Annotated in this window: 15 protein-coding genes; 6 read left to right on the forward strand and 9 right to left on the reverse strand. The window is 59.7% G+C overall.

Translation table 11 applies throughout. From position 1 onward, the window contains the following. Positions 1-52: 52 nt before the first annotated feature. From ssuE to ORL50_RS01575, 4 genes are all read right to left on the reverse strand, one after another. Positions 53-646: an NADPH-dependent FMN reductase gene (ssuE, locus tag ORL50_RS01560; RefSeq protein ID WP_266009450.1), complete on the reverse strand. Its 594-nt coding sequence runs from the start codon at positions 644-646 to the stop codon at positions 53-55. Between the two features lie 248 nt (positions 647-894). Continuing rightward, positions 895-1,533, reverse strand: a complete 639-nt coding sequence (locus ORL50_RS01565; RefSeq protein WP_266009452.1) for a peroxiredoxin — start codon at positions 1,531-1,533, stop codon at positions 895-897. Between the two features lie 182 nt (positions 1,534-1,715). Then, on the reverse strand, positions 1,716-3,050 hold the full coding sequence (locus ORL50_RS01570) for an OprD family porin (protein ID WP_266009453.1): 1,335 nt from the start codon (positions 3,048-3,050) through the stop codon (positions 1,716-1,718). Between the two features lie 368 nt (positions 3,051-3,418). Beyond that, positions 3,419-4,747 (reverse strand): OprD family porin, encoded by a 1,329-nt coding sequence (locus ORL50_RS01575; protein ID WP_266009454.1) that lies wholly within the window; start codon positions 4,745-4,747, stop codon positions 3,419-3,421. Positions 4,748-5,099: 352 nt separating this feature from the next. Between ORL50_RS01575 and tauA the strand changes: the two genes are divergently transcribed. Continuing rightward, a complete protein-coding gene (tauA, locus tag ORL50_RS01580; protein ID WP_266009455.1) occupies positions 5,100-6,086 on the forward strand; it encodes a taurine ABC transporter substrate-binding protein in 987 nt (328 codons plus the stop codon). Between the two features lie 52 nt (positions 6,087-6,138). Here the strand turns inward: tauA and argA are convergent, their stop codons facing one another. Continuing rightward, complete coding sequence (argA, locus tag ORL50_RS01585) at positions 6,139-7,437, reverse strand: amino-acid N-acetyltransferase (protein WP_266009456.1); 1,299 nt, start codon at positions 7,435-7,437, stop codon at positions 6,139-6,141. Between the two features lie 161 nt (positions 7,438-7,598). Continuing rightward, a complete protein-coding gene (gene argE, locus ORL50_RS01590; protein ID WP_266009457.1) occupies positions 7,599-8,759 on the reverse strand; it encodes an acetylornithine deacetylase in 1,161 nt (386 codons plus the stop codon). Between the two features lie 156 nt (positions 8,760-8,915). On the opposite strand from argE, the gene ORL50_RS01595 reads away from it, so the two are divergent. From ORL50_RS01595 to ORL50_RS01615, 5 genes are all read left to right on the forward strand, one after another. Continuing rightward, positions 8,916-10,283, forward strand: coding sequence for a CYTH domain-containing protein (locus ORL50_RS01595; RefSeq protein WP_266009458.1), 1,368 nt, complete (start codon positions 8,916-8,918; stop codon positions 10,281-10,283). 228 nt (positions 10,284-10,511) lie between these two features. Beyond that, positions 10,512-12,296: a type IV pilus assembly ATPase TfpB gene (gene tfpB / locus ORL50_RS01600; protein WP_266009460.1), complete on the forward strand. Its 1,785-nt coding sequence runs from the start codon at positions 10,512-10,514 to the stop codon at positions 12,294-12,296. A gap of 100 nt (positions 12,297-12,396) precedes the next feature. After that, on the forward strand, positions 12,397-13,317 hold the full coding sequence (locus ORL50_RS01605; RefSeq protein ID WP_045059637.1) for an SPFH domain-containing protein: 921 nt from the start codon (positions 12,397-12,399) through the stop codon (positions 13,315-13,317). 8 nt (positions 13,318-13,325) lie between these two features. Further along, complete coding sequence (locus tag ORL50_RS01610; protein ID WP_266009462.1) at positions 13,326-13,775, forward strand: NfeD family protein; 450 nt, start codon at positions 13,326-13,328, stop codon at positions 13,773-13,775. A 68-nt stretch (positions 13,776-13,843) separates the two neighbouring features. Then, positions 13,844-14,161 carry a DUF2388 domain-containing protein gene (locus ORL50_RS01615; RefSeq protein ID WP_266009463.1) on the forward strand — a complete coding sequence of 106 codons (318 nt, stop codon included), beginning with the start codon at positions 13,844-13,846 and terminating at the stop codon, positions 14,159-14,161. A 228-nt stretch (positions 14,162-14,389) separates the two neighbouring features. Here the strand turns inward: ORL50_RS01615 and gcvP are convergent, their stop codons facing one another. The 3 genes from gcvP to gcvT all read right to left on the reverse strand — a co-directional run bounded on the left by gcvP (position 14,390) and on the right by gcvT (position 18,914). Then, positions 14,390-17,263 (reverse strand): aminomethyl-transferring glycine dehydrogenase, encoded by a 2,874-nt coding sequence (gene gcvP / locus ORL50_RS01620; RefSeq protein WP_266009465.1) that lies wholly within the window; start codon positions 17,261-17,263, stop codon positions 14,390-14,392. 133 nt (positions 17,264-17,396) lie between these two features. After that, complete coding sequence (gene gcvH / locus ORL50_RS01625) at positions 17,397-17,780, reverse strand: glycine cleavage system protein GcvH (RefSeq protein ID WP_266009467.1); 384 nt, start codon at positions 17,778-17,780, stop codon at positions 17,397-17,399. A 51-nt stretch (positions 17,781-17,831) separates the two neighbouring features. Continuing rightward, on the reverse strand, positions 17,832-18,914 hold the full coding sequence (gene gcvT / locus ORL50_RS01630; RefSeq protein ID WP_266009469.1) for a glycine cleavage system aminomethyltransferase GcvT: 1,083 nt from the start codon (positions 18,912-18,914) through the stop codon (positions 17,832-17,834). Positions 18,915-18,928: the final 14 nt, after the last annotated feature.

Here is an 18,928-nt window from a genome sequence, read left to right on the forward strand (position 1 = left end):
GCGGCTGAGTAAGGTGAAGTGAAGCAAATTCAGGGGTGGATCGAGTGCGGGCTCAAATGCTCCAGCGGGCACTCAACAAACGTTCGTTCAACAGATTCGGATCGATCGGCTTGGGCCGTCGCGCCATCGCAATCAGAAACAGCTCCAGCGACTCATTGAGTCGTTGCTCCAGCTCAGGTGCCAGTTGCGCCTGGGCGCTGCCTTCGCCGTAGGCGATCTGACTGTCCACGGCAAAAATCCCGTGGAGCATTTCCTGGGCTTTCAGTGCTGACAGCACTGGCTTGAGCGCGTAATCCACCGCCAACATGTGCGCGATACTGCCGCCGGTTGCCATGGGCAATACCACTTTGTGGTCCAACGCGCGCTCGGGCAGCAGGTCCAGCACGGTTTTCAGTGCGCCCGAGAACGAGGCCTTGTAAACCGGCGTAGCGATCAGCAGGCCGTCAGCGTTTTCAATCTGTTGCAGCAGGTCGATCACCTTGGGGCTATCGAAGCGCGCATGCAGCAAGTCTTCGGCCGGGAAGTCCCGTACCTGGTAACTCACCACTTCCACACCCTGCTCCCGCAACCAGTGCTGAGAGCGGTCCAGCAGCACTCCGGAACGGGAGCGTTGGCTAGGACTGCCACCGATTGAGACGACCAGCATTCAAGAATTCCTCAAGCTATTTTGGCGATTCGCAGTGGGCGATCTCGCGTTGATGGCAGTGACCTTAACAGCTGATTGTTATATCTATAAATCATATTTATTCATTTGGTTATACGATTTGGAGATATGACATAAGCGCTGATTCGGGCGAAAAAAAAGGCCGTCGAAACGGCCTGAAATCCCCTGCTTTGTGAGTTCGAGAAGATCGCAGCCTGCAGGAGCTGCCGCAGGCTGCGATCTTTTGCTCTTCAACGATTCGGTTGCGGCGTCAGGCGCAGGTATGGCTTCACCGCGCGATAACCCTTGGGAAAGCGCTTCTGGATTTCCTCTTCGTCCTTGAGTGAAGGCACGATCACCACTTCGTCACCGTCCTGCCAGTTGGCCGGGGTGGCCACTTTGTAATTGTCGGTGAGTTGCAGCGAGTCGATTACCCGCAGGATTTCATGGAAGTTGCGGCCAGTACTCGCAGGATAAGTAATGGTGAGCCGCACCTTCTTGTTCGGGTCAATCACAAACAACGAACGTACGGTCAGGGTGTCGTTGGCATTCGGATGGATCAGGTCGTACAGGTCCGAGACCTTGCGATCGGCGTCAGCCAGGATCGGGAAATTGACCTGGGTGTCCTGGGTTTCGTTGATGTCTTCGATCCACCTGTGGTGCGAATCCACCGGGTCCACAGACAGCGCAATCGCCTTGACTCCGCGCTCGGCGAACTGCTCTTTCAACTTGGCGGTGAAGCCCAGCTCGGTGGTGCACACCGGGGTGAAGTCTGCCGGGTGGGAGAACAACACGCCCCAGCTGTCGCCCAGCCATTCATGGAAACGGATGGTGCCGGCGCTGGAATCCTGTTCGAAGTCGGGGGCGATATCGCCAAGTCTGAGGCTCATGGTGCTGCTCCTGGTGAGTGCTGGATGAGCTCAACTGTGCCTGTGTTTTTTATCCATTAAAAAGAATAAATATCGATTTGTTTATATCGTAAATGCATATAAAAACTAATGCTAAAAACGCAAGAAGCCCCGCCCGGCGTAGTGCCGGGCAGGGCTTTTTTACGTCAGTACTGCGAGCGCTATTACAGCAGCGGGATCGAGTAGCTGAGGATCAGGCGGTTCTCGTCCTGCGAACGGGTGTTCGGCAGGTCGGTGCGCCAGGTAGCGTTTTTCCACATGAAGCCAACGTTTTTCAGCGGGCCTTCAGGCACTACATACGCCAGGGTGAAGTCGCGTTCCCACTCGGAGGCACCGGAAGCAGCTGGTTGCCGGTTTGCGCCAACGGTGTCGATATCATCACCTTTGAGGTATACGGCGCCAGCAGTCAGACCCGGCACGCCGACTTTGGCGAAGTCATAGGAATAACGGACTTGCCAGGTTTTCTCGCCAGCACGGCCGAACTTCTGGATCTGCATGTCAGTGATGGTGTAATTCGACGAACCGTCGCCCTGGTTCAACCAAGGGAAGTCGCTGCTGCCATTGCTGACCTGATAACCGCCACCGAAGGTGTGGCCGGCAACGGTGTACAGGAACAGGCCGCTGTACAGGTTGTTATCGACCGGACCTTTACCGCTTGCCACGCCGTTGTAGTTACCGTTGCTGAAGTAGGCAGCAGTATTGGAGTTGGCACCGTCATCCGAGCTGTTGAAATAACGCAGATCAGACTTCAGGACACCCGGACCGATAGCCCAGTTGTGCACCAGGCCCAGGAAGTGTTGCTTGTAGAAATCTTCCAGGTTGCCGTAGTAGTACTGGGCAGTCAGGTCTTTGGTGATCTTGTAGTCGCCGCCGGCGTAGATGAACTTGTTGCTGTTGGCGACACGAGCGTTAGCACCGCCGATGGACAGCTGTTCATTGTTGCTGGAGTTACGACCTTTGACGTGCTCGATCTGACCGCCGACCAGAGTCAGGTCCTTGATCTCGCCGGAAGTGATCTGGCCGCCCTGCCAGGTTTGTGGCAGCAGACGACCGTCGTTGGTCACGATGACCGGCAGTTTCGGCTGCAGCGTACCCAACTTCAGTTCAGTCTGGGAGATCTTGGCTTTGGCAGTCAGGCCCAGGCTGGAGAAGTTATCCACCGCTTCGCCGTTGGACTTGCTTGGGAACACAGTGCCGCCGTAGGAAGTGGCCGTGGCACCGTTAGTACCGCCACCGGAATCCAGACGCACGCCCAGCAGGCCAATGGCATCGATACCGAAGCCAACAGTGCCCTGGGTGTAACCGGAGATGAAACGCAGGTCGAAGCCTTGGCCCCACTCTTCGTTCTTGTTCGCGCCGGCACCGTCACGGTTATCGGTGTTGATGTAGAAGTTACGCAGGCCCAGGGTGGCCTTACTGTCTTCCACGAATCCGGCAGCACTTGCCTGCTGCGCCAAAACCCCTACCGCCACGGCCAGGGCCAAGGTCGACTTGTTCATTGTTTCGCTCCTATGGTTCTAATTTTTTGGCCCGGAGTCGAATGCTCCGGATCCTGAAATACGCGCTTAACGCAAACCACAACCACAGGTCACCGCACTGACGTGTCTAAGTCAGGGGTCTGACCAAGGTGGATGGGGGCCGCATGGTAAACGTATAAAAATTTATTTCATGCTTTTCATGCCGTTCTGGAATAAAAAAACGGCATTTAATCGCGCTGGGCCACTGATATCGGCTCAGGAGGGATGCACTTTAGGGGTTTCGATTAAAAGCTAAAAAGAATAATAAATTACATCATAAGACCAAATGGAAATATGGCGAAAAACTCGAAAAAAACCCCGCCGTTCAGCGGGGCTCTTTCTTCAGCTTTTTACAGGAAGCTATAGGTGTAGTTGAAGATCACACGAGTCTGGTCTTGCGCGGAAATATTGGTGTCGCCGCGGTAGGTGCCGTGACGCACGGTAGTACCGAAGCCCTTCAGTGCGCCGGTCTGGATCACGTAATCCACGCGCAGGTCACGTTCCCACTCAGTCTGGTCTTTGCCAACGCCGTTGGTGGCCTTGATGTCCTCGCCACGCAGATAAGCGGCCGAGGCCTTCAGGCCTGGAACACCCAGGGAAGCGAAGTCAAAGGTGTACTGGCCGAATGTGGTGTTCTCGCCCGCACGTACGAAGCCGTTGACCATGGCATCGGTGAACAGGTAGAAGCTCGCACCGCCAGCGCCTTCGTTGCGACCGTTGCCGTCAACCACGTTGCCCTGGTTCAGGTAAACGAAACCACCGTCATCGCTGACACGCTGGTGGCCCAGCAAGAAGGCGTTCGGACCCAGGGTATAGGTGAACATGGCACTCCAGGTCTGGTTATCCACCTCGCCCGGGTTCTTCGCGTAACCGCCATTGTTGTTGAAGCGGTAACCCGCATCGCCATTCTTGCCGTCGGAGCTGCTGTCGAAATACCGCAGGTCAGTCTTGAACGACTGGTTGGCACTGATCGGATAGACGTGTACCAGGCCCAGGAAGTGTTGCTTGTAGTAGTCTTCCAGATTCGCATAGTAGTACTGCAGCATCAGGTCTTTGGTGACCTTCCAGTCCGCACCGCCGTAACGGAATTTGTTGCTTTCTTCAGTACCGCCAGCCACCGCCAGGCCGGTGGTGTTCGACGACGCGCGACCTGCTGCGTGTTCCAGCTGACCTGCGTTGAACGTGACGTTGTCGATTTCCTTCGAGGTGATGGTGCCGCCTTCAAAGGTCTGTGGCAGCAGGCGACTGTCGTTCGCGATCAGCACCGGCATGCTCGGTTGCAAGGCACCACCGAGGTGGGCTTCGGTTTTCGAGATGCGTGCCTTGACGTTACCGGCTACGCGACTCCACGGATCGGATGCGGAACCGTCAGTGTCGCTGGGGAAAAATGAGTTGTTGTCTGGGTGATGACCGCGGCCACCGTCCAGATGGATGCCCACCAATGCCTGGGCGTCAAAGCCGAAGCCGACCGTGCCTTGAGTGAAACCCGACAGGTAATCGAATTTGAAGCCCTGGGCAGTTTCACGCTGGTCGTTGGCGGTGCCTTCGCGGGTGTCGGCGTTGTAATACATGGTGCGAGAACTGACGGAAGCCTTGCTGTCTTCAATGAAACCGGCGGCGCCTGCCTGCTGCGCCATAACCCCTACGGCCACGGCCAAGGCCAAGGTGGACTTGTTCATTTTTTAAGCTCCTCTCGTTTCTAATTTTTGTATTCCTGGCCCTGGGTCGAATGCCCGGGATCCTAGGATTTGCGATTAGCGCCAGACCGTGACCTGCAAGTCAATCGTAACCGTATGTGACTACGACCATGGTCTAACACCCCATAAAATCGGCATGTGCAGGCTGATGCGCCCGGCATAAATCCAACAGGAAGCATGCGATGATTTCTTATATCTTTTCGGAATTGCTCGCAGTGCCCGGTCTGGCGAAAAGGGAACCTATAAGCTAATTCCTAAAAGGTATTTATTGGCCGTTTTTTAGTTCGATTAGATTTAACGGAAATCCGCATTTCCTCTCATCGAAGACCCGGCCATGACAATCAAGCGCGCACTATCCAATCCAATTGTTACAGTTTGTGTATCGGCATTAATTTCGTTCAGTGCCGTCGCGGCCGACCTTAACGTGGGTTATCAGACCGGGATTGATCCGAGCAAGGTGCCGCAGGCAGACGGCCTGTACGAGAAAACCATCGGCCAGAAAATCGACTGGCGCCGCTTCAACAGCGGGCCTGAAGTGGTCACGGCGATTGCTTCCGGGGATGTGCAGATCGGCAACCTGGGCTCCAGCCCGCTCGCCGCTGCCGCTTCGCGCAACTTGCCCATCGTTGCGTTCATCGTTTCGGCGCAAATCAATGCTGCCGAAGCGCTGGTTGTCCGTAATGGCAGCGGGATCAATAAACCGGAAGATCTGATCGGCAAGACCATCGCCACACCCTTCGTTTCAACCTCCCATTACAGCCTGCTCGGTGCGCTGAAGCACTGGGGCCTGAGCACTTCGCAAGTCAAGGTGGTGAACCTGCAGCCGGCGGAAATTGCCGCTGCCTGGAAACGGGGTGATATCGACGGGGCTTTCGTCTGGTCGCCTGCACTGGGGGAGATCCGCAAGACCGGCAAGACGTTGACCGATGCAGCCCAAGTCGGCCAATGGGGCGCTCCGACCTTTGAAGTCTGGGTAGCGCGCAAGGATTACGCAGAGAAACACCCGGAAGTCATCGCCAAATTTGCCAAGGTCACCCTGGACTCGTTTGCCGAGTATGCCGCGCACAAAGACAGCTGGACCGCCGATTCAGTGCCGGTGCTGAAAATCGCCAAATTGACTGGGGCCAATGCGGCCGATGTGCCTGAGTTGCTGGCGGGCTCGGCATTCCCGGACGCCCAGGCACAGCAGACTACCGCGCTGCTGGATGGCGGCACGGCCAAGGCGATTGGTGAGACGGCGAAGTTCTTGAAGGAACAGGGCAAGGTCGAGACGGTGCTACCGGACTATTCGGCGTATGTCAGCTCGAAGTACGTGAAGTAATCGCACCCGTGGAGCTGCCGCAGGCTGCGGCAGCTCCCACAGGTGATCTGCGTTACAGAGTCTTTTCGAAGATCTTCGAATTACGCTGATAGTTGTACAGCGACGCCCGAGCCGACGGCAGCCGGTCCACGCTGCTTGGCACAAAACCGCGCTCGCGGAACCAGTGGGCGGTCCGGGTCGTCAGTACGAACAGGGTCTTCAAGCCTTGCTCCCGGGCGCGAGTCTCGATGCGCTCCAGCAGCTCATCACCACGCCCGCCGTGGCGGTATTCCGGGTTTACCGCCAAGCATGCCAGCTCACCCGCGTCGGAATCGGCAATCTGATACAGCGCCGCGCAGGCGATGATCATGCCTTCGCGCTCGACCACGCTGAACTGCTCGATCTCCCGCTCCAGTACCTCGCGGGAACGACGCACCAGGATCCCCTGCTCTTCCAGCGGACTGATCAGGTCCAGCAATCCGCCCACGTCTTCGATCGCCGCTTCGCGGACAATCTCGAATTGCTCCTGGGCGACCAAAGTACCGCCACCGTCGCGGGTGAACAGTTCGGTCAGCAGCGCACCGTCTTCGGCGTAACTGACGATATGACTGCGCGCCACACCGCCACGGCAGGCTTCGGCAGCGGCATCGAGCAGTTCGCCCTGATAATTGCTGCCCAGGCGCAGCAGATGCGCCGGGACTTGCTGGGGACGCAATTCGCGCACCAGGCGGCCGTTTTCGTCGATCAGGCCGAGGTCGGCACCGAACAGCAGCAGTTTGTCGGCACCCAGGTCGATGGCCGCCCGAGTGGCGACGTCTTCGCAAGCCAGGTTGAAGATCTCGCCAGTTGGCGAATAGCCCAAAGGCGAGAGCAGCACGATGGAACGCTCGTCCAGCAGGCGATTGATGCCTTTGCGGTCGACCCGCCGCACTTCACCGGTGTGGTGATAATCGACCCCTTCCAGCACGCCGATCGGGCGCGCAGTCACCAGGTTGCCGCTGGCTACCCGCAGGCGCGAGCCCTGCATCGGCGAAGACGCCATGTCCATCGACAGCCGTGCTTCGATGGCAATCCGCAATTGGCCGACGGCATCGATCACGCACTCCAGAGTGGCGGCATCAGTGATGCGCATTCCATGGTGGTAATGCGGGGTCAGGCCACGGGCAGCCAGGCGGGTTTCGATTTGTGGACGCGACCCGTGAACCAGCACCAGGCGCACACCCAGGCTGTGCAGCAGCACCAAGTCATGGACGATATTGCCGAAATTCGGATGCTCAACGCCATCGCCGGGCAGCATGACGACAAAGGTGCAATCGCGGTGGGCATTAATGTAAGGGGAAGCGTGACGAAGCCAATTAACGTATTCGGGCATGAACCTGGGCCTGTAATAAATAGCAGCCAAATAATGGGCGAAACGGAACAACGCACAGCGGGCTGATGGTTATCGTCGGAACAGGCTTGGCGACACGCGCGCTCTCCTCATGAATACGGGTTGGACCAACATCAATTTAAAGGCCGTCGGGGGATTTGTGTTCAGCCGACAGGTTTGGCTGGTGTCAGGCAGTAATGTTCAATCAGTTGACGTAATAGATGCACCGTAGGCTGCAAACGTGACATTTCGAGGTATTCCCCCGGCTGGTGGGCACAAGCTATGTCCCCGGGGCCAAGCACCAGCGTTTCACAACCAAGGCTCTGAAGATAAGGCGCTTCGGTGCCGAACGCCACTGCTTCGGCGGTGTGGCCGGTGAGCTTTTCGGCGATCTGCACCAGTTCCGCGTCTTCGGCCTGCTCGAAGGGCGGCACTTCCGGGAACAGTGGCGCGTAATCGATCTTCACCTGATGCCGCTCGGCGACCGGCTTGAGCCTTTGCAAAATCTCCGCGCGCAAGGCCTTTGGGTCCATGCCCGGCAACGGACGCAGGTCGAATTCCAGGGAGCACTGGCCGCAAATCCGGTTGGGATTGTCACCGCCATGGATGCAGCCGAAGTTCATGGTGGGCGTGGGAACGCCGAATTGCGGGTTGTGAAACTCGCGCTGCCACAGCAAACGCAGGCCGCGCAGTTCACCGATGGCGTCGTGCATCGCTTCGAGGGCGCTATGGCCCAGGCGCGGGTCCGAGGAATGGCCGCTCTGCCCAAGGATGTCGATGCGCTCCATCATGATGCCCTTGTGCATGCGGATCGGCTTCAGCCCGGTCGGTTCGCCGATGACTGCCGCGCGCCCCAGTGGACGTCCCGCCGCAGCCAGCGCGCGGGCGCCGGACATCGAGCTTTCTTCATCGCAGGTGGCGAGGATTAGCAACGGCTGCTTGAACGGCTGGTCGAGCAGGGGAATGACGGCCTCGATGGCCAGGGCGAAAAAGCCCTTCATGTCACAACTGCCCAACCCCACCCAGCGGCCGTCGACTTCGGTGAGTTTTAATGGGTCGGTCTGCCACAACGCGCCATCGAACGGCACCGTGTCGCTATGTCCGGCCAGCACCAGGCCGCCTGGGCCGGAGCCGTAGCTGGCGAGCAAATTGAATTTGCCGGGGCTGACCTGCTGGATGTCGCAGGCAAAACCCAGGTCGCCCAGCCAGGTCGCCAGCAAGTCGATCACCGGACGGTTGGTCTGATCGAGGCTGGCCTGGGTGCAGCTGACGGACGGCGCGGCGATCAGCGCAGCGAACTGATCTTTCATGGACGGCAAAGGCATCGCTGACTCCAACTCCCGAATTGAAGTCCATCATAGAGCCATCCAGTGACAGGAATAAACCGTCGCGGCGCGAAGGATGGACGAGTCCTGTACACTGCACGGCCTTGGCAGCCACACATTCCCCCGGCTGCGCTCCCGATCCTGGATTTTCCGGCCATGCAGAAAGAAACCGAAATCAAACTCCGCGTCAGCCGCGAAACCCTCGCTGCCCTGCGCGAGCACCCGCTACTGAAAAAACGCAACAAAAGTGGCTGGGAACGCCGTGAATTGATGAATCAGTACTTCGACACGCCTGAGCGCGACCTGGCCCGTGCCAAGGTTGCCCTGCGCCTGCGCCGCGATGGCGAAGAAGTGATTCAGACCCTCAAGACCCGCGGCCAAAGCGTTGCCGGTCTGTCCGAGCGTAACGAATACGATTGGAACCTGCCCAAAGCCAAGCTCGACGTGAAAAAACTTGACGGCGAATGCTGGCCTGAAGAACTGGCCGAGCTGGACAAGAAAACCCTGAAAGCCATTTTCACCACCGACTTCGTTCGCGAGCGCGCCGAAATCGCCTGGGGCCGTGGCAAGACCAAAGTGGTCATCGAAGCCGCACTGGACCTGGGCCACGTGGTGGTCGGCAAGCAGAAGGAAGAGATCTGCGAGCTGGAACTTGAATTGCGCGAAGGTGAACCGGCTGCCCTGCTGGAACTGGCTGCCGAATTGGCCGCGACCCTGGCATTGATGCCGTGTGACATCAGCAAGGCCGAACGCGGCTATCGCCTGTACGACGCCAACAGCTATTCCCTGAGCCTGCCGGCGCCGCAGATCAGCGCCGAAATGCCGTTGGACGACGCATTCGCCGCGCTGTGCTGGCATTTGCTCGGCAGCAGCCAGCGTCTGGCGGAGCAGTACCGCTTCAATGGTCACTGGCGCCTGTTGCTGGACTGGGTCGAGAACCTGGCCGAAATGCGCGCACTGCTCAGCAGCCTGGGGCAAGCCGCACCGCGTCAATCGACCCACGACCTGCGAGTTGCGCTGGATGCCTTGCTCGAAGACTGGCGTCCGCTGGTCCAGGCCGGGGTGGATGATGAGGATGTGCGCAAAGCCGCGCCTGAACAGTTCCTCGAAGAACTGGAAGACCCGCGCTGGGGCCTGTTCTCCCTGAGCACTTCGCGTTGGTTGCTGGCTCGCACCTGGACCGCCGAGCGCAACGTGCGCGGCAATCGCCAGGGCGCGGCGCAACTGGGCAGCTGGCTGCCGCGCCTGCTGGGCGAAGAGGCAACCTCCTTGCAACTGCAGCGCTATCAGCAACAACCCGAAGACCTCGCCGAGCAACTGCCGCGCATCGAGCGCATCCAGTCCTGGCTGCACCACGCCCGTGGCGTGCTGGAGATCCCGGAAATGGATCGCCTGTACGGTGAGCTGAAGCAGTTGGCGCAATTGGCTAACGAGCCGATCACCGACGAATCCCTGGATGCGCGCAAGCAGCAGGCGATTGCGGTTTATCAGAATCGTGCGTGGAAGATGTTGCTGCGCATGTAAAGACGCCATCGCGAGCAAGCTTTGCTCCCACAGTTTCTGTAGGAGCAAGGCTTGCCCGCGATCAGGCCAGCCCGCCTACCAGAAAATCAGAGCGACCAACTCATCGGCGACTTGATCCCCCCGCAAGCCGCAGGCTGAAACCCCTCGATACGGCTTCGTCGGGTAGTGGCCCAACGGTTGGCGCCTGCGCGTCTATCCTTTGCGCACTGTTGTTCATGAGGAGCCCGCATGTCCGTTCAACTCGCCATTCAGGACCGCTGGCTGGATCTCAATGATTTGCTGCGCGAACTGGTCGACCAGGGCTTCGTCAGCCAGGACTCGGCCGAACTCGCACTCAATGCCCGACGGCGCCATGCGGCTAATGGCCAACTGCATCCACTGGAGTTCATTGCCGGCCAGCATCTCGACGATCTCAGCCGCCCCGGCAAGCATCTCGACCTGGAAAGCCTGACCCTGTGGCTGTCACAGCACGCCGGGCAGCCGTACCTGCGCATCGACCCGCTGAAGATCAATGTGGCGGCTATCACGCCGCTGATGTCCTATGCGTTCGCCCAGCGCCACAAGATTCTTGCGGTTTCGGTCGATCGCGACGCCGTCACCGTGGCCAGCGCCCAGCCCTACGTCAACGGCTGGGAGGCCGACCTGACCCATGTCCTGAAGCTGCCAATCAAGCGGGTAGTGGCCAACCCGGTGGATATCCAGCGCTTCAGCGTCGAGTTTTTCCGCCTGGCCAAATCGGTCAGCGGGGCGACAACCGGTGATCAGCAGATCAATTCGATGGGTAACTTCGAACAGTTGCTCAACCTCGGCGCCAGCGACCAGGAGCCGGACGCCAACGACGCGCACATCGTCAATATCGTCGACTGGCTGTTCCAGTACGCCTTCCAGCAGCGCGCCAGCGATATTCATATCGAGCCGCGGCGTGAGCAGGGCACCGTGCGTTTTCGCATCGACGGAGTCCTGCACAACGTCTATCAATTCCCCCCGCAGGTGACCATGGCGATCGTCAGTCGCCTGAAAAGCCTGGGCCGGATGAACGTTGCGGAGAAGCGCAAACCCCAGGATGGCCGGGTGAAAACCAAGACTCCGGACGGTGGTGAAGTCGAGCTGCGGCTGTCGACCTTGCCGACCGCGTTCGGCGAAAAAATGGTCATGCGTATTTTCGACCCGGAAGTGCTGCTCAAGGATTTTGATCAGTTGGGCTTTTCCGCCGAAGACTTGCGCCGCTGGCAGGACATGACCCGCCAACCCAACGGCATCATCCTGGTGACCGGGCCAACCGGTTCAGGCAAGACCACCACGCTCTACACCACCCTGAAAAAACTGGCGACGCCCGAGGTCAACCTCTGCACCATCGAGGACCCGATCGAAATGGTCGAGCCGGCGTTTAACCAGATGCAGGTCCAGCACAACATCGACCTGACCTTCGCCGCCGGCGTCCGCGCGCTGATGAGGCAAGACCCGGACATCATCATGATCGGCGAGATCCGCGACCTCGAAACCGCTGAAATGGCGATCCAGGCTGCGCTCACCGGTCACCTTGTACTGTCGACGCTGCACACCAACGATGCACCCAGCGCCATCAGCCGCCTGCTGGAACTGGGCGTGCCGCACTACCTGATCAAGGCGACGGTGCTCGGCGTCATGGCCCAGCGCCTGGTGCGCACCTTGTGTCCGCACTGCAAGGCGCCGCTGGCGCTGGGCGAAGAGGACTGGCAAACCCTGACCAGGCCCTGGCAAGCACCGCTACCGGGTAACGCCCAGCGCGCCATCGGCTGCCTGGAATGCCGTGACACCGGGTACCGTGGGCGTGCGGGGGTGTATGAAATCATGCAGCTGACCGACGGGATCAAGGCGCTGATCAGCCCCGACACCGACTTGCTCGCGGTGCGCCGGCAGGCTTTCAAGGAAGGCATGCGCAGCCTGCGCCTGTCGGGCGCGCAGAAGGTCGCGGCCGGCCTGACGACCATCGAAGAGGTGCTGCGGGTCACGCCACAGAGCGAACAGAAGTAAGTCCTGATGATGCGAGAGCCCAGTTGTGGTTCATATCCATGACTGGCATCGCTACACTCCTGCGGTCGAAATTCATTGATGCACTCAACAGGGAATTGTTATGCAGATCGGTACCGTGCTCCTGCTATTTGTCGGCCTGGTGGTCGCCATTCTGTTCATGGGCTTCAAAGTCGTGCCCCAGGGTTATCAATGGACGGTCGAACGATTCGGCCGTTACACCAACACCCTCAAGCCCGGCCTGAACATCATCATTCCGGTCATGGACCGCATCGGCCGCAAGATCAACGTGATGGAAAGTGTGCTGGATATCCCGCCGCAGGAAGTCATCACCGCCGATAACGCCACGGTGCAGATCGATGCCGTGTGTTTCTTCCAGGTAGTGAACACGGCGCAGGCCGCCTACGAGGTCAACAACCTCGAACACGCGATTCGCAACCTGCTGCAGACCAACATCCGTACCGTCCTCGGCTCCATGGAGCTGGATGCGATGCTCAGCCAGCGTGACGGAATCAACGAAAAACTGTTGCGCACTGTCGACGAGGCGACTGCACCCTGGGGCATCAAGATCACCCGGATCGAAATCAAGGACATCAGCCCGCCCGCCGACCTGATGGCCGCGATGTCCGGGCAAATGAAGGCCGAGCGGATCAAGCGCGCGCAGATCCTCGAAGCCGAAGGCCTGCGTGCCGCAGCGATTCTGACGGCCGAAGGCAAGAAGCAGGCGCAGATCCTCGAAGCCGAGGGCGGTCGCCAAGCCGCGTTCCTCGAGGCCGAAGCCCGGGAGCGTCAAGCCGAGGCTGAAGCCCAGGCCACCAAGGTGGTGTCGGAAGCGATCGCTGGCGGTAACGTGCAAGCGGTGAATTACTTCGTCGCCCAGAAGTACATCGATGCGTTGGGCAAACTGGCGTCGGCCAACAACAGCAAAGTGATCCTGATGCCACTTGAGGCCAGCTCGATGATCGGCGCAGTCGGAGGCATCGGCGAAATCGTCAAGGCTACGTTCGATAACAAGAAAGCCTGAGGCATACCATGTGGGCATTCCTGCAAAACCTGTCGTTCTGGGACTGGCTGGCGGTCGGCACCCTGCTGCTGATTCTTGAAGTGTTCGGTGCCGGCGGCTATCTGCTGTGGATCGGCATGGCCGCAGCCGCCGTTGGCGTGTTGACGTTCCTGCTTCCGGGCTTGTCCTGGGAAGTGCAGTTTCTGCTGTTTGGCCTGCTTTCGATCGCCACCGCGCTGTACTGGTGGCGACGCCAGCGCAGCGCGATCCGCCAGAGTGACGAACCGAACCTCAATCTGCGGGGCCAGGAGTTGATCGGCAAGACCTTTGTGGTGCACGAGGCGATTGTCGACGGGCGCGGCAAGATCAAGGTCGCCGATGGAGTTTGGATGGCTCACGGGCCCGATGCGCCCTCCGGCAGTCGGGTTCGAGTGACGGGCCAGCAAGGCACGATCCTGCTGGTGGAACCGTCCGAGTAAGCCACCACGGAACTGGATTGGCAAATTGACGATCCAAGGCGGTAGTTAATCCAGTGGAGTCACCCATCATGCGTTTCAAGTTTGCTGTCGCCACCATCGCCTTACTGTCCCTTCCAGTCGGATCGGCGATGGCCGATAGCTTTTGGCGTAACGTCATCTCGTCCGGTGCCACTACCGGCTCGACTTACCTGACGTTCAAGGATCACAAGCTGATTGTGGCGGCCCAGGACGACGCCGGCAGCTTCGTCGCCAGCGACGGCGGCATCCGCGGCCCGTACCTGGAAGCAGCCATGCAGAAGGTCCGCGCCGACAATCCTGGCCTGCAGGCTACGGATATGGAGCTGGCGAATGCGATCCTGGCGAAGAATGCTGTGGCGTCGGAATAAGCCTGTTCGCTGAACCAAAAATGCCGCTCGCATGAGCGGCATTTTTGTGTCCACCCTGTAGAACCCCTGTGGGAGCGGGCTTGCTCGCGAAGAGGCCGGTACGTTCAGAATCTTAATCGGCTGACACTCCGCCTTCGCGAGCAAGCCCGCTCCCACAGGTTTTGGGTACGGCTCCGAATTTGCGTCGCGGCACAAATCTTTGTGGTAGTGGGCATGCTCGGATGGTGCTCAACGATAATCATCCACCGGCACGCAAGCGCAAAACAGGTTGCGGTCGCCGTACACATTGTCCACCCGATTCACCGCCGGCCAGTACTTGTGGGCCTTGGTATGCGCATCCGGGGTCACCGCCTGCTCAATGCTGTAGGGCCGCTCCCAAACCCCGGTGACATCCGCCAGCGTATGCGGTGCGCCCTTGAGCGGGTTGTCCTCAGCCGGCCAATTGCCGTTCTGCACCTCGGTGATTTCCGCGCGGATGCTGAGCATCGCGCCAATGAAGCGATCCAGCTCTGCTTTTGATTCGCTTTCGGTAGGCTCCACCATCAAGGTGCCAGGCACCGGGAACGACATGGTCGGCGCGTGGAAACCGTAGTCCATCAAGCGTTTGGCGACGTCCTCTTCGCTGATCCCGGTCAGCGCCTTCAAGGGTCGCAAGTCGAGTATGCATTCATGCGCCACCCGGTCGTTACGCCCGGTGTAGAGCACCGGGAAAGCGCCGGACAGATGTTGCGCCAAGTAGTTGGCCGCGAGAATCGCCACCTCGCTGGCATCCGCCAATTGTGGCCCCATCATCGCGATGTACATCCAGCTGATCGGCAGGATGCTCGCGCTGCCCCAGGGCGCGGCGCTCACGGCGTCATTTTGCGGCAGCGGCCCGTCAATCGGCACTACCGGGTGATTGGCCACGAATGGCGCCAGGTGCGCCCGCACCCCGATCGGCCCCATGCCCGGGCCCCCGCCGCCATGCGGAATGCAGAAAGTCTTGTGCAGGTTCATGTGCGAGACATCCGCGCCGATGTCGGCCGGGCGCGCCAGCCCGACCTGCGCGTTCAGGTTGGCGCCATCCATGTACACCTGGCCACCGTGGCTGTGGACAACTTCGCAAATCTCGCTAATGCCCTCCTCATACACGCCATGCGTCGAAGGATAGGTCGCCATCAGGCAGGCGAGTTTGTCCCCTGCCGTAGCCGCCTTGTCTTTAAGGTCGTCCAGATCAACGTTGCCCGCCTCGTCGCACTCGACAATCACTACGCGCATCCCGGCCATCTGCGCTGAAGCCGGGTTGGTGCCGTGGGCCGAAGATGGAATCAGGCAGATGTCCCGCGCTCCCTCCTGCCGGCTCTCATGGTATTTGCGGATCGCCAGTAGCCCGGCGTATTCGCCTTGGGCACCTGAGTTAGGTTGCATGCAGATGGTGTCGAAGCCGGTGATCGCGCAAAGCCAGCGCTCCAGCTCCTCGATCATCAGCGTATAACCCGTCGTCTGCTCCCTCGGTACGAAGGGGTGCAGGTTGGCGAATTCCGGCCAGGTGATGGGGATCATCTCGCTGGTGGCGTTGAGCTTCATGGTGCAGGAGCCCAGGGGAATCATCGACTGGTTCAGCGCCAGGTCCTTGTTCTCCAGCTGCTTGAGGTAGCGCAACATTTCCGTTTCGCTGTGATGGGCGTTGAACACCGGGTGTCGCAGGTAAGGCGAAGTCCTGAGCAGCCCTTGCGGAATGCCGCTGACGAGCGATTCGGCATCCAGTTCCTCGACGATGAGCCCATGATCGGCACCAAGAAACACATCGAACAGCCGGGCTATGGTGTCTTCGTCGCAGCTTTCGTCCAGGCTGAGGCCCAGTTGCCCGCGCCCGAGGATGCGTAGATTGATCTGCGCCGCCCGGGCACTTTCGATGATCGCAGTCTGGGTGCCGCCGACTTCCAGGGTCAGGGTGTCGAAGAAGTGCTGGTTGAGACGGGTGATGCCATGGCGCTCAAGCCCCGCTGCCAGGATGCAGGTCAAACGATGAACCCTTTGGGCGATGCGTTTGAGTCCTTCCGGACCGTGATAGACCGCATAGCAGCTGGCGATATTGGCGAGTAGGACCTGAGCGGTGCAGATGTTCGAGTTGGCCTTTTCGCGGCGGATATGTTGCTCGCGGGTCTGCAGGGCCATCCGCAAGGCTACGTTGCCGCGAGCATCCTTGGACACACCAATGATGCGCCCCGGGATTGCCCGTTTGTACTCCTCGCGACTGGCGAAAAATGCCGCGTGGGGCCCGCCGTAACCCATGGGCACGCCAAATCGTTGGGAAGAGCCGAACACCACGTCGGCACCCAGTTCTCCCGGCGGAGTGAGCATTAGCAGGCTCAACAGATCGGTCGCGACACAGGCCAGTGCTTGCTGGGCATGCAAGTGATCGATCAGCGGGCGCAGGTCGCGGATTTCGCCGTGGGTGTCGGGGTATTGCAGGAGCGCGCCGAACACCTGGTGCTGGCTGAGATTTTCCACCGAATCAATGACCAGCTCGAAGCCAAAACCTTCGGCACGGGTCTTCACCACCGAAATGGTCTGCGGATGACAATTTTCATCGACGAAAAACACGTTGCTGCGCGACTTGGCCACGCGTTTGGCCAGTGCCATGGCTTCTGCGGCCGCCGTGGCTTCGTCCAGCAGCGAGGCGTTGGCCAACTCCAGCCCGGTGAGGTCGATGGTCATCTGCTGGAAGTTCAGCAGCGCCTCCAGTCGGCCCTGGGCAATCTCCGGCTGATAAGGGGTATAGGCGGTGTACCAGCCGGGATTTTCCAGGACGTTGCGCAAAATGACCGGGGGCGTGAGGGTGCCGTGATAACCCATGCCGATGAGGCTGGTCCACACCTGGTTCTGCTGGGCGTAGCCACGAAGCTTGGCCAATGCGGCTTCTTCGTCGAGGGCGGGCGGCAGATCCAGCGCGCGGTTCAGGCGAATGCCCGGCGGCACCGTCTGCTCGATCAGCTCGACCCGACTGCCGATGCCCAGGCTGTCGAGCATGGCTTGCTGCTCGGCGGCATCGGGGCCGAGGTGACGGCGCAGGAAGGCATTGGGGTCGCGTAACTGGCTCAGGGACGGCAGCTGGGACATGACGGGCTCTCTCTTGAGTGGCGCTCGGCGTCGATGTAACACGGTCAAACCAGCATAGCAGGCACCGTCACTGCGATCTTTTATCTAAAAAAAAGCCCCGACAGGTCGGGGCTTTGGGGGTGACGCTGAGCGCTTACTCGCCGATAGCGGCCTTGTAGGCGGCTGCATCCAGCAGCTTGTCCAGGTCAGCAGCATTGGCTGGCTTCAGCTTGAAGATCCACGCGCCATACGGGTCAGTATTGAGCAGCTCAGGCGAACCGCCCAGGTCTTCGTTGACCGCAATCACTTCGCCAGCAATCGGCGAGTAGATGTCAGAGGCAGCCTTGACCGACTCCACTACACCAGCCTGGTCTTGCGCGGCGAAGACTTTACCCACTTCGGTCAACTCGACGAACACTACGTCGCCCAGGGCTTCCTGAGCGTGGTCGCTGATGCCTACGGTGACGGTGCCATCGGCTTCGAGACGGGCCCATTCGTGACTTTCGGCAAAACGCAGGTCGGCAGGGATATCGCTCATTTCTGTGTCCTCAAGAATAAATGTCAGCGGTCGTTGCCCGCCAAAAAAGGGTTAGATCAAGGTTTTGCCATGGCGTACGAAGGTCGGTTTGACCACTCGGACCGGGTACCACTTGCCACGGATTTCCACTTCGGCGCGGTCGGCAGTTGCCATCGGCACGCGCGCCAGTGCAATCGACTTGCTAAGCGTAGGAGAGAAACTACCACTGGTGATCTCCCCTTCGCCAACATCGGCTATCCGAACCACCTGATGAGCGCGTAGTACACCACGCTCTTCCAGCACCAGCCCGACCAGTTTGTGCTGTACGCCCCCGTCCCGCTCGGCCTCCAGGGCCTCACGGCCGATGAACTGGCGATTGGCCGGTTCCCAGGCAATGCTCCAGGCCATGTTCGAAGCCAGGGGCGACACATCCTGATGAATGTCCTGGCCGTACAGATTCATTCCGGCTTCAACTCGCAACGTATCCCGCGCACCGAGGCCGATCGGCGAGATGCCCGCGCCTACCAGGTCGTTGAAGAACCCCGGGGCCTGACTGGCGGGCAGGACAATTTCCAGACCGTCTTCACCGGTGTACCCGGTGCGAGCGATGAACCAGTCCCCGTCGGACCGACCTTCGAACGGCTTGAGCAGCTGGATCAGGTTGCCACGGGACTGGGAGACCAGTTCGCAGATTTTATGCCGGGCCTGGGGGCCCTGGATGGCCAGCATTGCCAGCTCCGAGCGCTCGATCAGGTGCACGTCGAATCCGTCGAGATGCGCCTGCATCCAGGCCAGATCCTGGTCGCGCGTGGAAGCATTGACCACCAGCCGATAACTGTCCTCGAGGCGATAGACCAGCATGTCATCGACTATGCCGCCACGCTCGTTGAGCATGGTGCTGTACAAGGCCCGGCCAGGGCTGTGCAGTCGCTCGACATCATTGGCCAGCAGATACTGGAGCCAGGCCTTGGCCTGGGGGCCGCTGATATCGATCACGGTCATGTGGGATACATCGAAAACCCCGCAATCGCGGCGCACCTGATGGTGTTCCTCAACTTGCGAGCCGTAATGCAGAGGCATATCCCAACCGCCAAAATCGACCATCTTCGCGCCGAGGGCGAGATGAAGGTCATACAGAGGCGTGCGCTGTCCCATGGGTTTCTCCTTCC

This window comes from Pseudomonas sp. RIT-562, from assembly GCF_026241895.1.
Lineage (GTDB): Bacteria > Pseudomonadota > Gammaproteobacteria > Pseudomonadales > Pseudomonadaceae > Aquipseudomonas > Aquipseudomonas mandelii_F.

Excerpts from the sequence above, each read along its gene's own strand:
- ssuE (WP_266009450.1), bottom strand. The coding sequence starts at position 646 with ATGCTGGTCGTCTCAATCGGTGGCAGTCCTAGCCAACGCTCCCGTTCC.
- ORL50_RS01565 (WP_266009452.1), bottom strand. The coding sequence starts at position 1,533 with ATGAGCCTCAGACTTGGCGATATCGCCCCCGACTTCGAACAGGATTCC.
- ORL50_RS01570 (WP_266009453.1), bottom strand. The coding sequence starts at position 3,050 with ATGAACAAGTCGACCTTGGCCCTGGCCGTGGCGGTAGGGGTTTTGGCG.
- ORL50_RS01575 (WP_266009454.1), bottom strand. The coding sequence starts at position 4,747 with ATGAACAAGTCCACCTTGGCCTTGGCCGTGGCCGTAGGGGTTATGGCG.
- tauA (WP_266009455.1), top strand. The coding sequence starts at position 5,100 with ATGACAATCAAGCGCGCACTATCCAATCCAATTGTTACAGTTTGTGTA.
- argA (WP_266009456.1), bottom strand. The coding sequence starts at position 7,437 with ATGCCCGAATACGTTAATTGGCTTCGTCACGCTTCCCCTTACATTAAT.
- argE (WP_266009457.1), bottom strand. The coding sequence starts at position 8,759 with ATGCCTTTGCCGTCCATGAAAGATCAGTTCGCTGCGCTGATCGCCGCG.
- ORL50_RS01595 (WP_266009458.1), top strand. The coding sequence starts at position 8,916 with ATGCAGAAAGAAACCGAAATCAAACTCCGCGTCAGCCGCGAAACCCTC.
- tfpB (WP_266009460.1), top strand. The coding sequence starts at position 10,512 with ATGTCCGTTCAACTCGCCATTCAGGACCGCTGGCTGGATCTCAATGAT.
- ORL50_RS01605 (WP_045059637.1), top strand. The coding sequence starts at position 12,397 with ATGCAGATCGGTACCGTGCTCCTGCTATTTGTCGGCCTGGTGGTCGCC.
- ORL50_RS01610 (WP_266009462.1), top strand. The coding sequence starts at position 13,326 with ATGTGGGCATTCCTGCAAAACCTGTCGTTCTGGGACTGGCTGGCGGTC.
- ORL50_RS01615 (WP_266009463.1), top strand. The coding sequence starts at position 13,844 with ATGCGTTTCAAGTTTGCTGTCGCCACCATCGCCTTACTGTCCCTTCCA.
- gcvP (WP_266009465.1), bottom strand. The coding sequence starts at position 17,263 with ATGTCCCAGCTGCCGTCCCTGAGCCAGTTACGCGACCCCAATGCCTTC.
- gcvH (WP_266009467.1), bottom strand. The coding sequence starts at position 17,780 with ATGAGCGATATCCCTGCCGACCTGCGTTTTGCCGAAAGTCACGAATGG.
- gcvT (WP_266009469.1), bottom strand. The coding sequence starts at position 18,914 with ATGGGACAGCGCACGCCTCTGTATGACCTTCATCTCGCCCTCGGCGCG.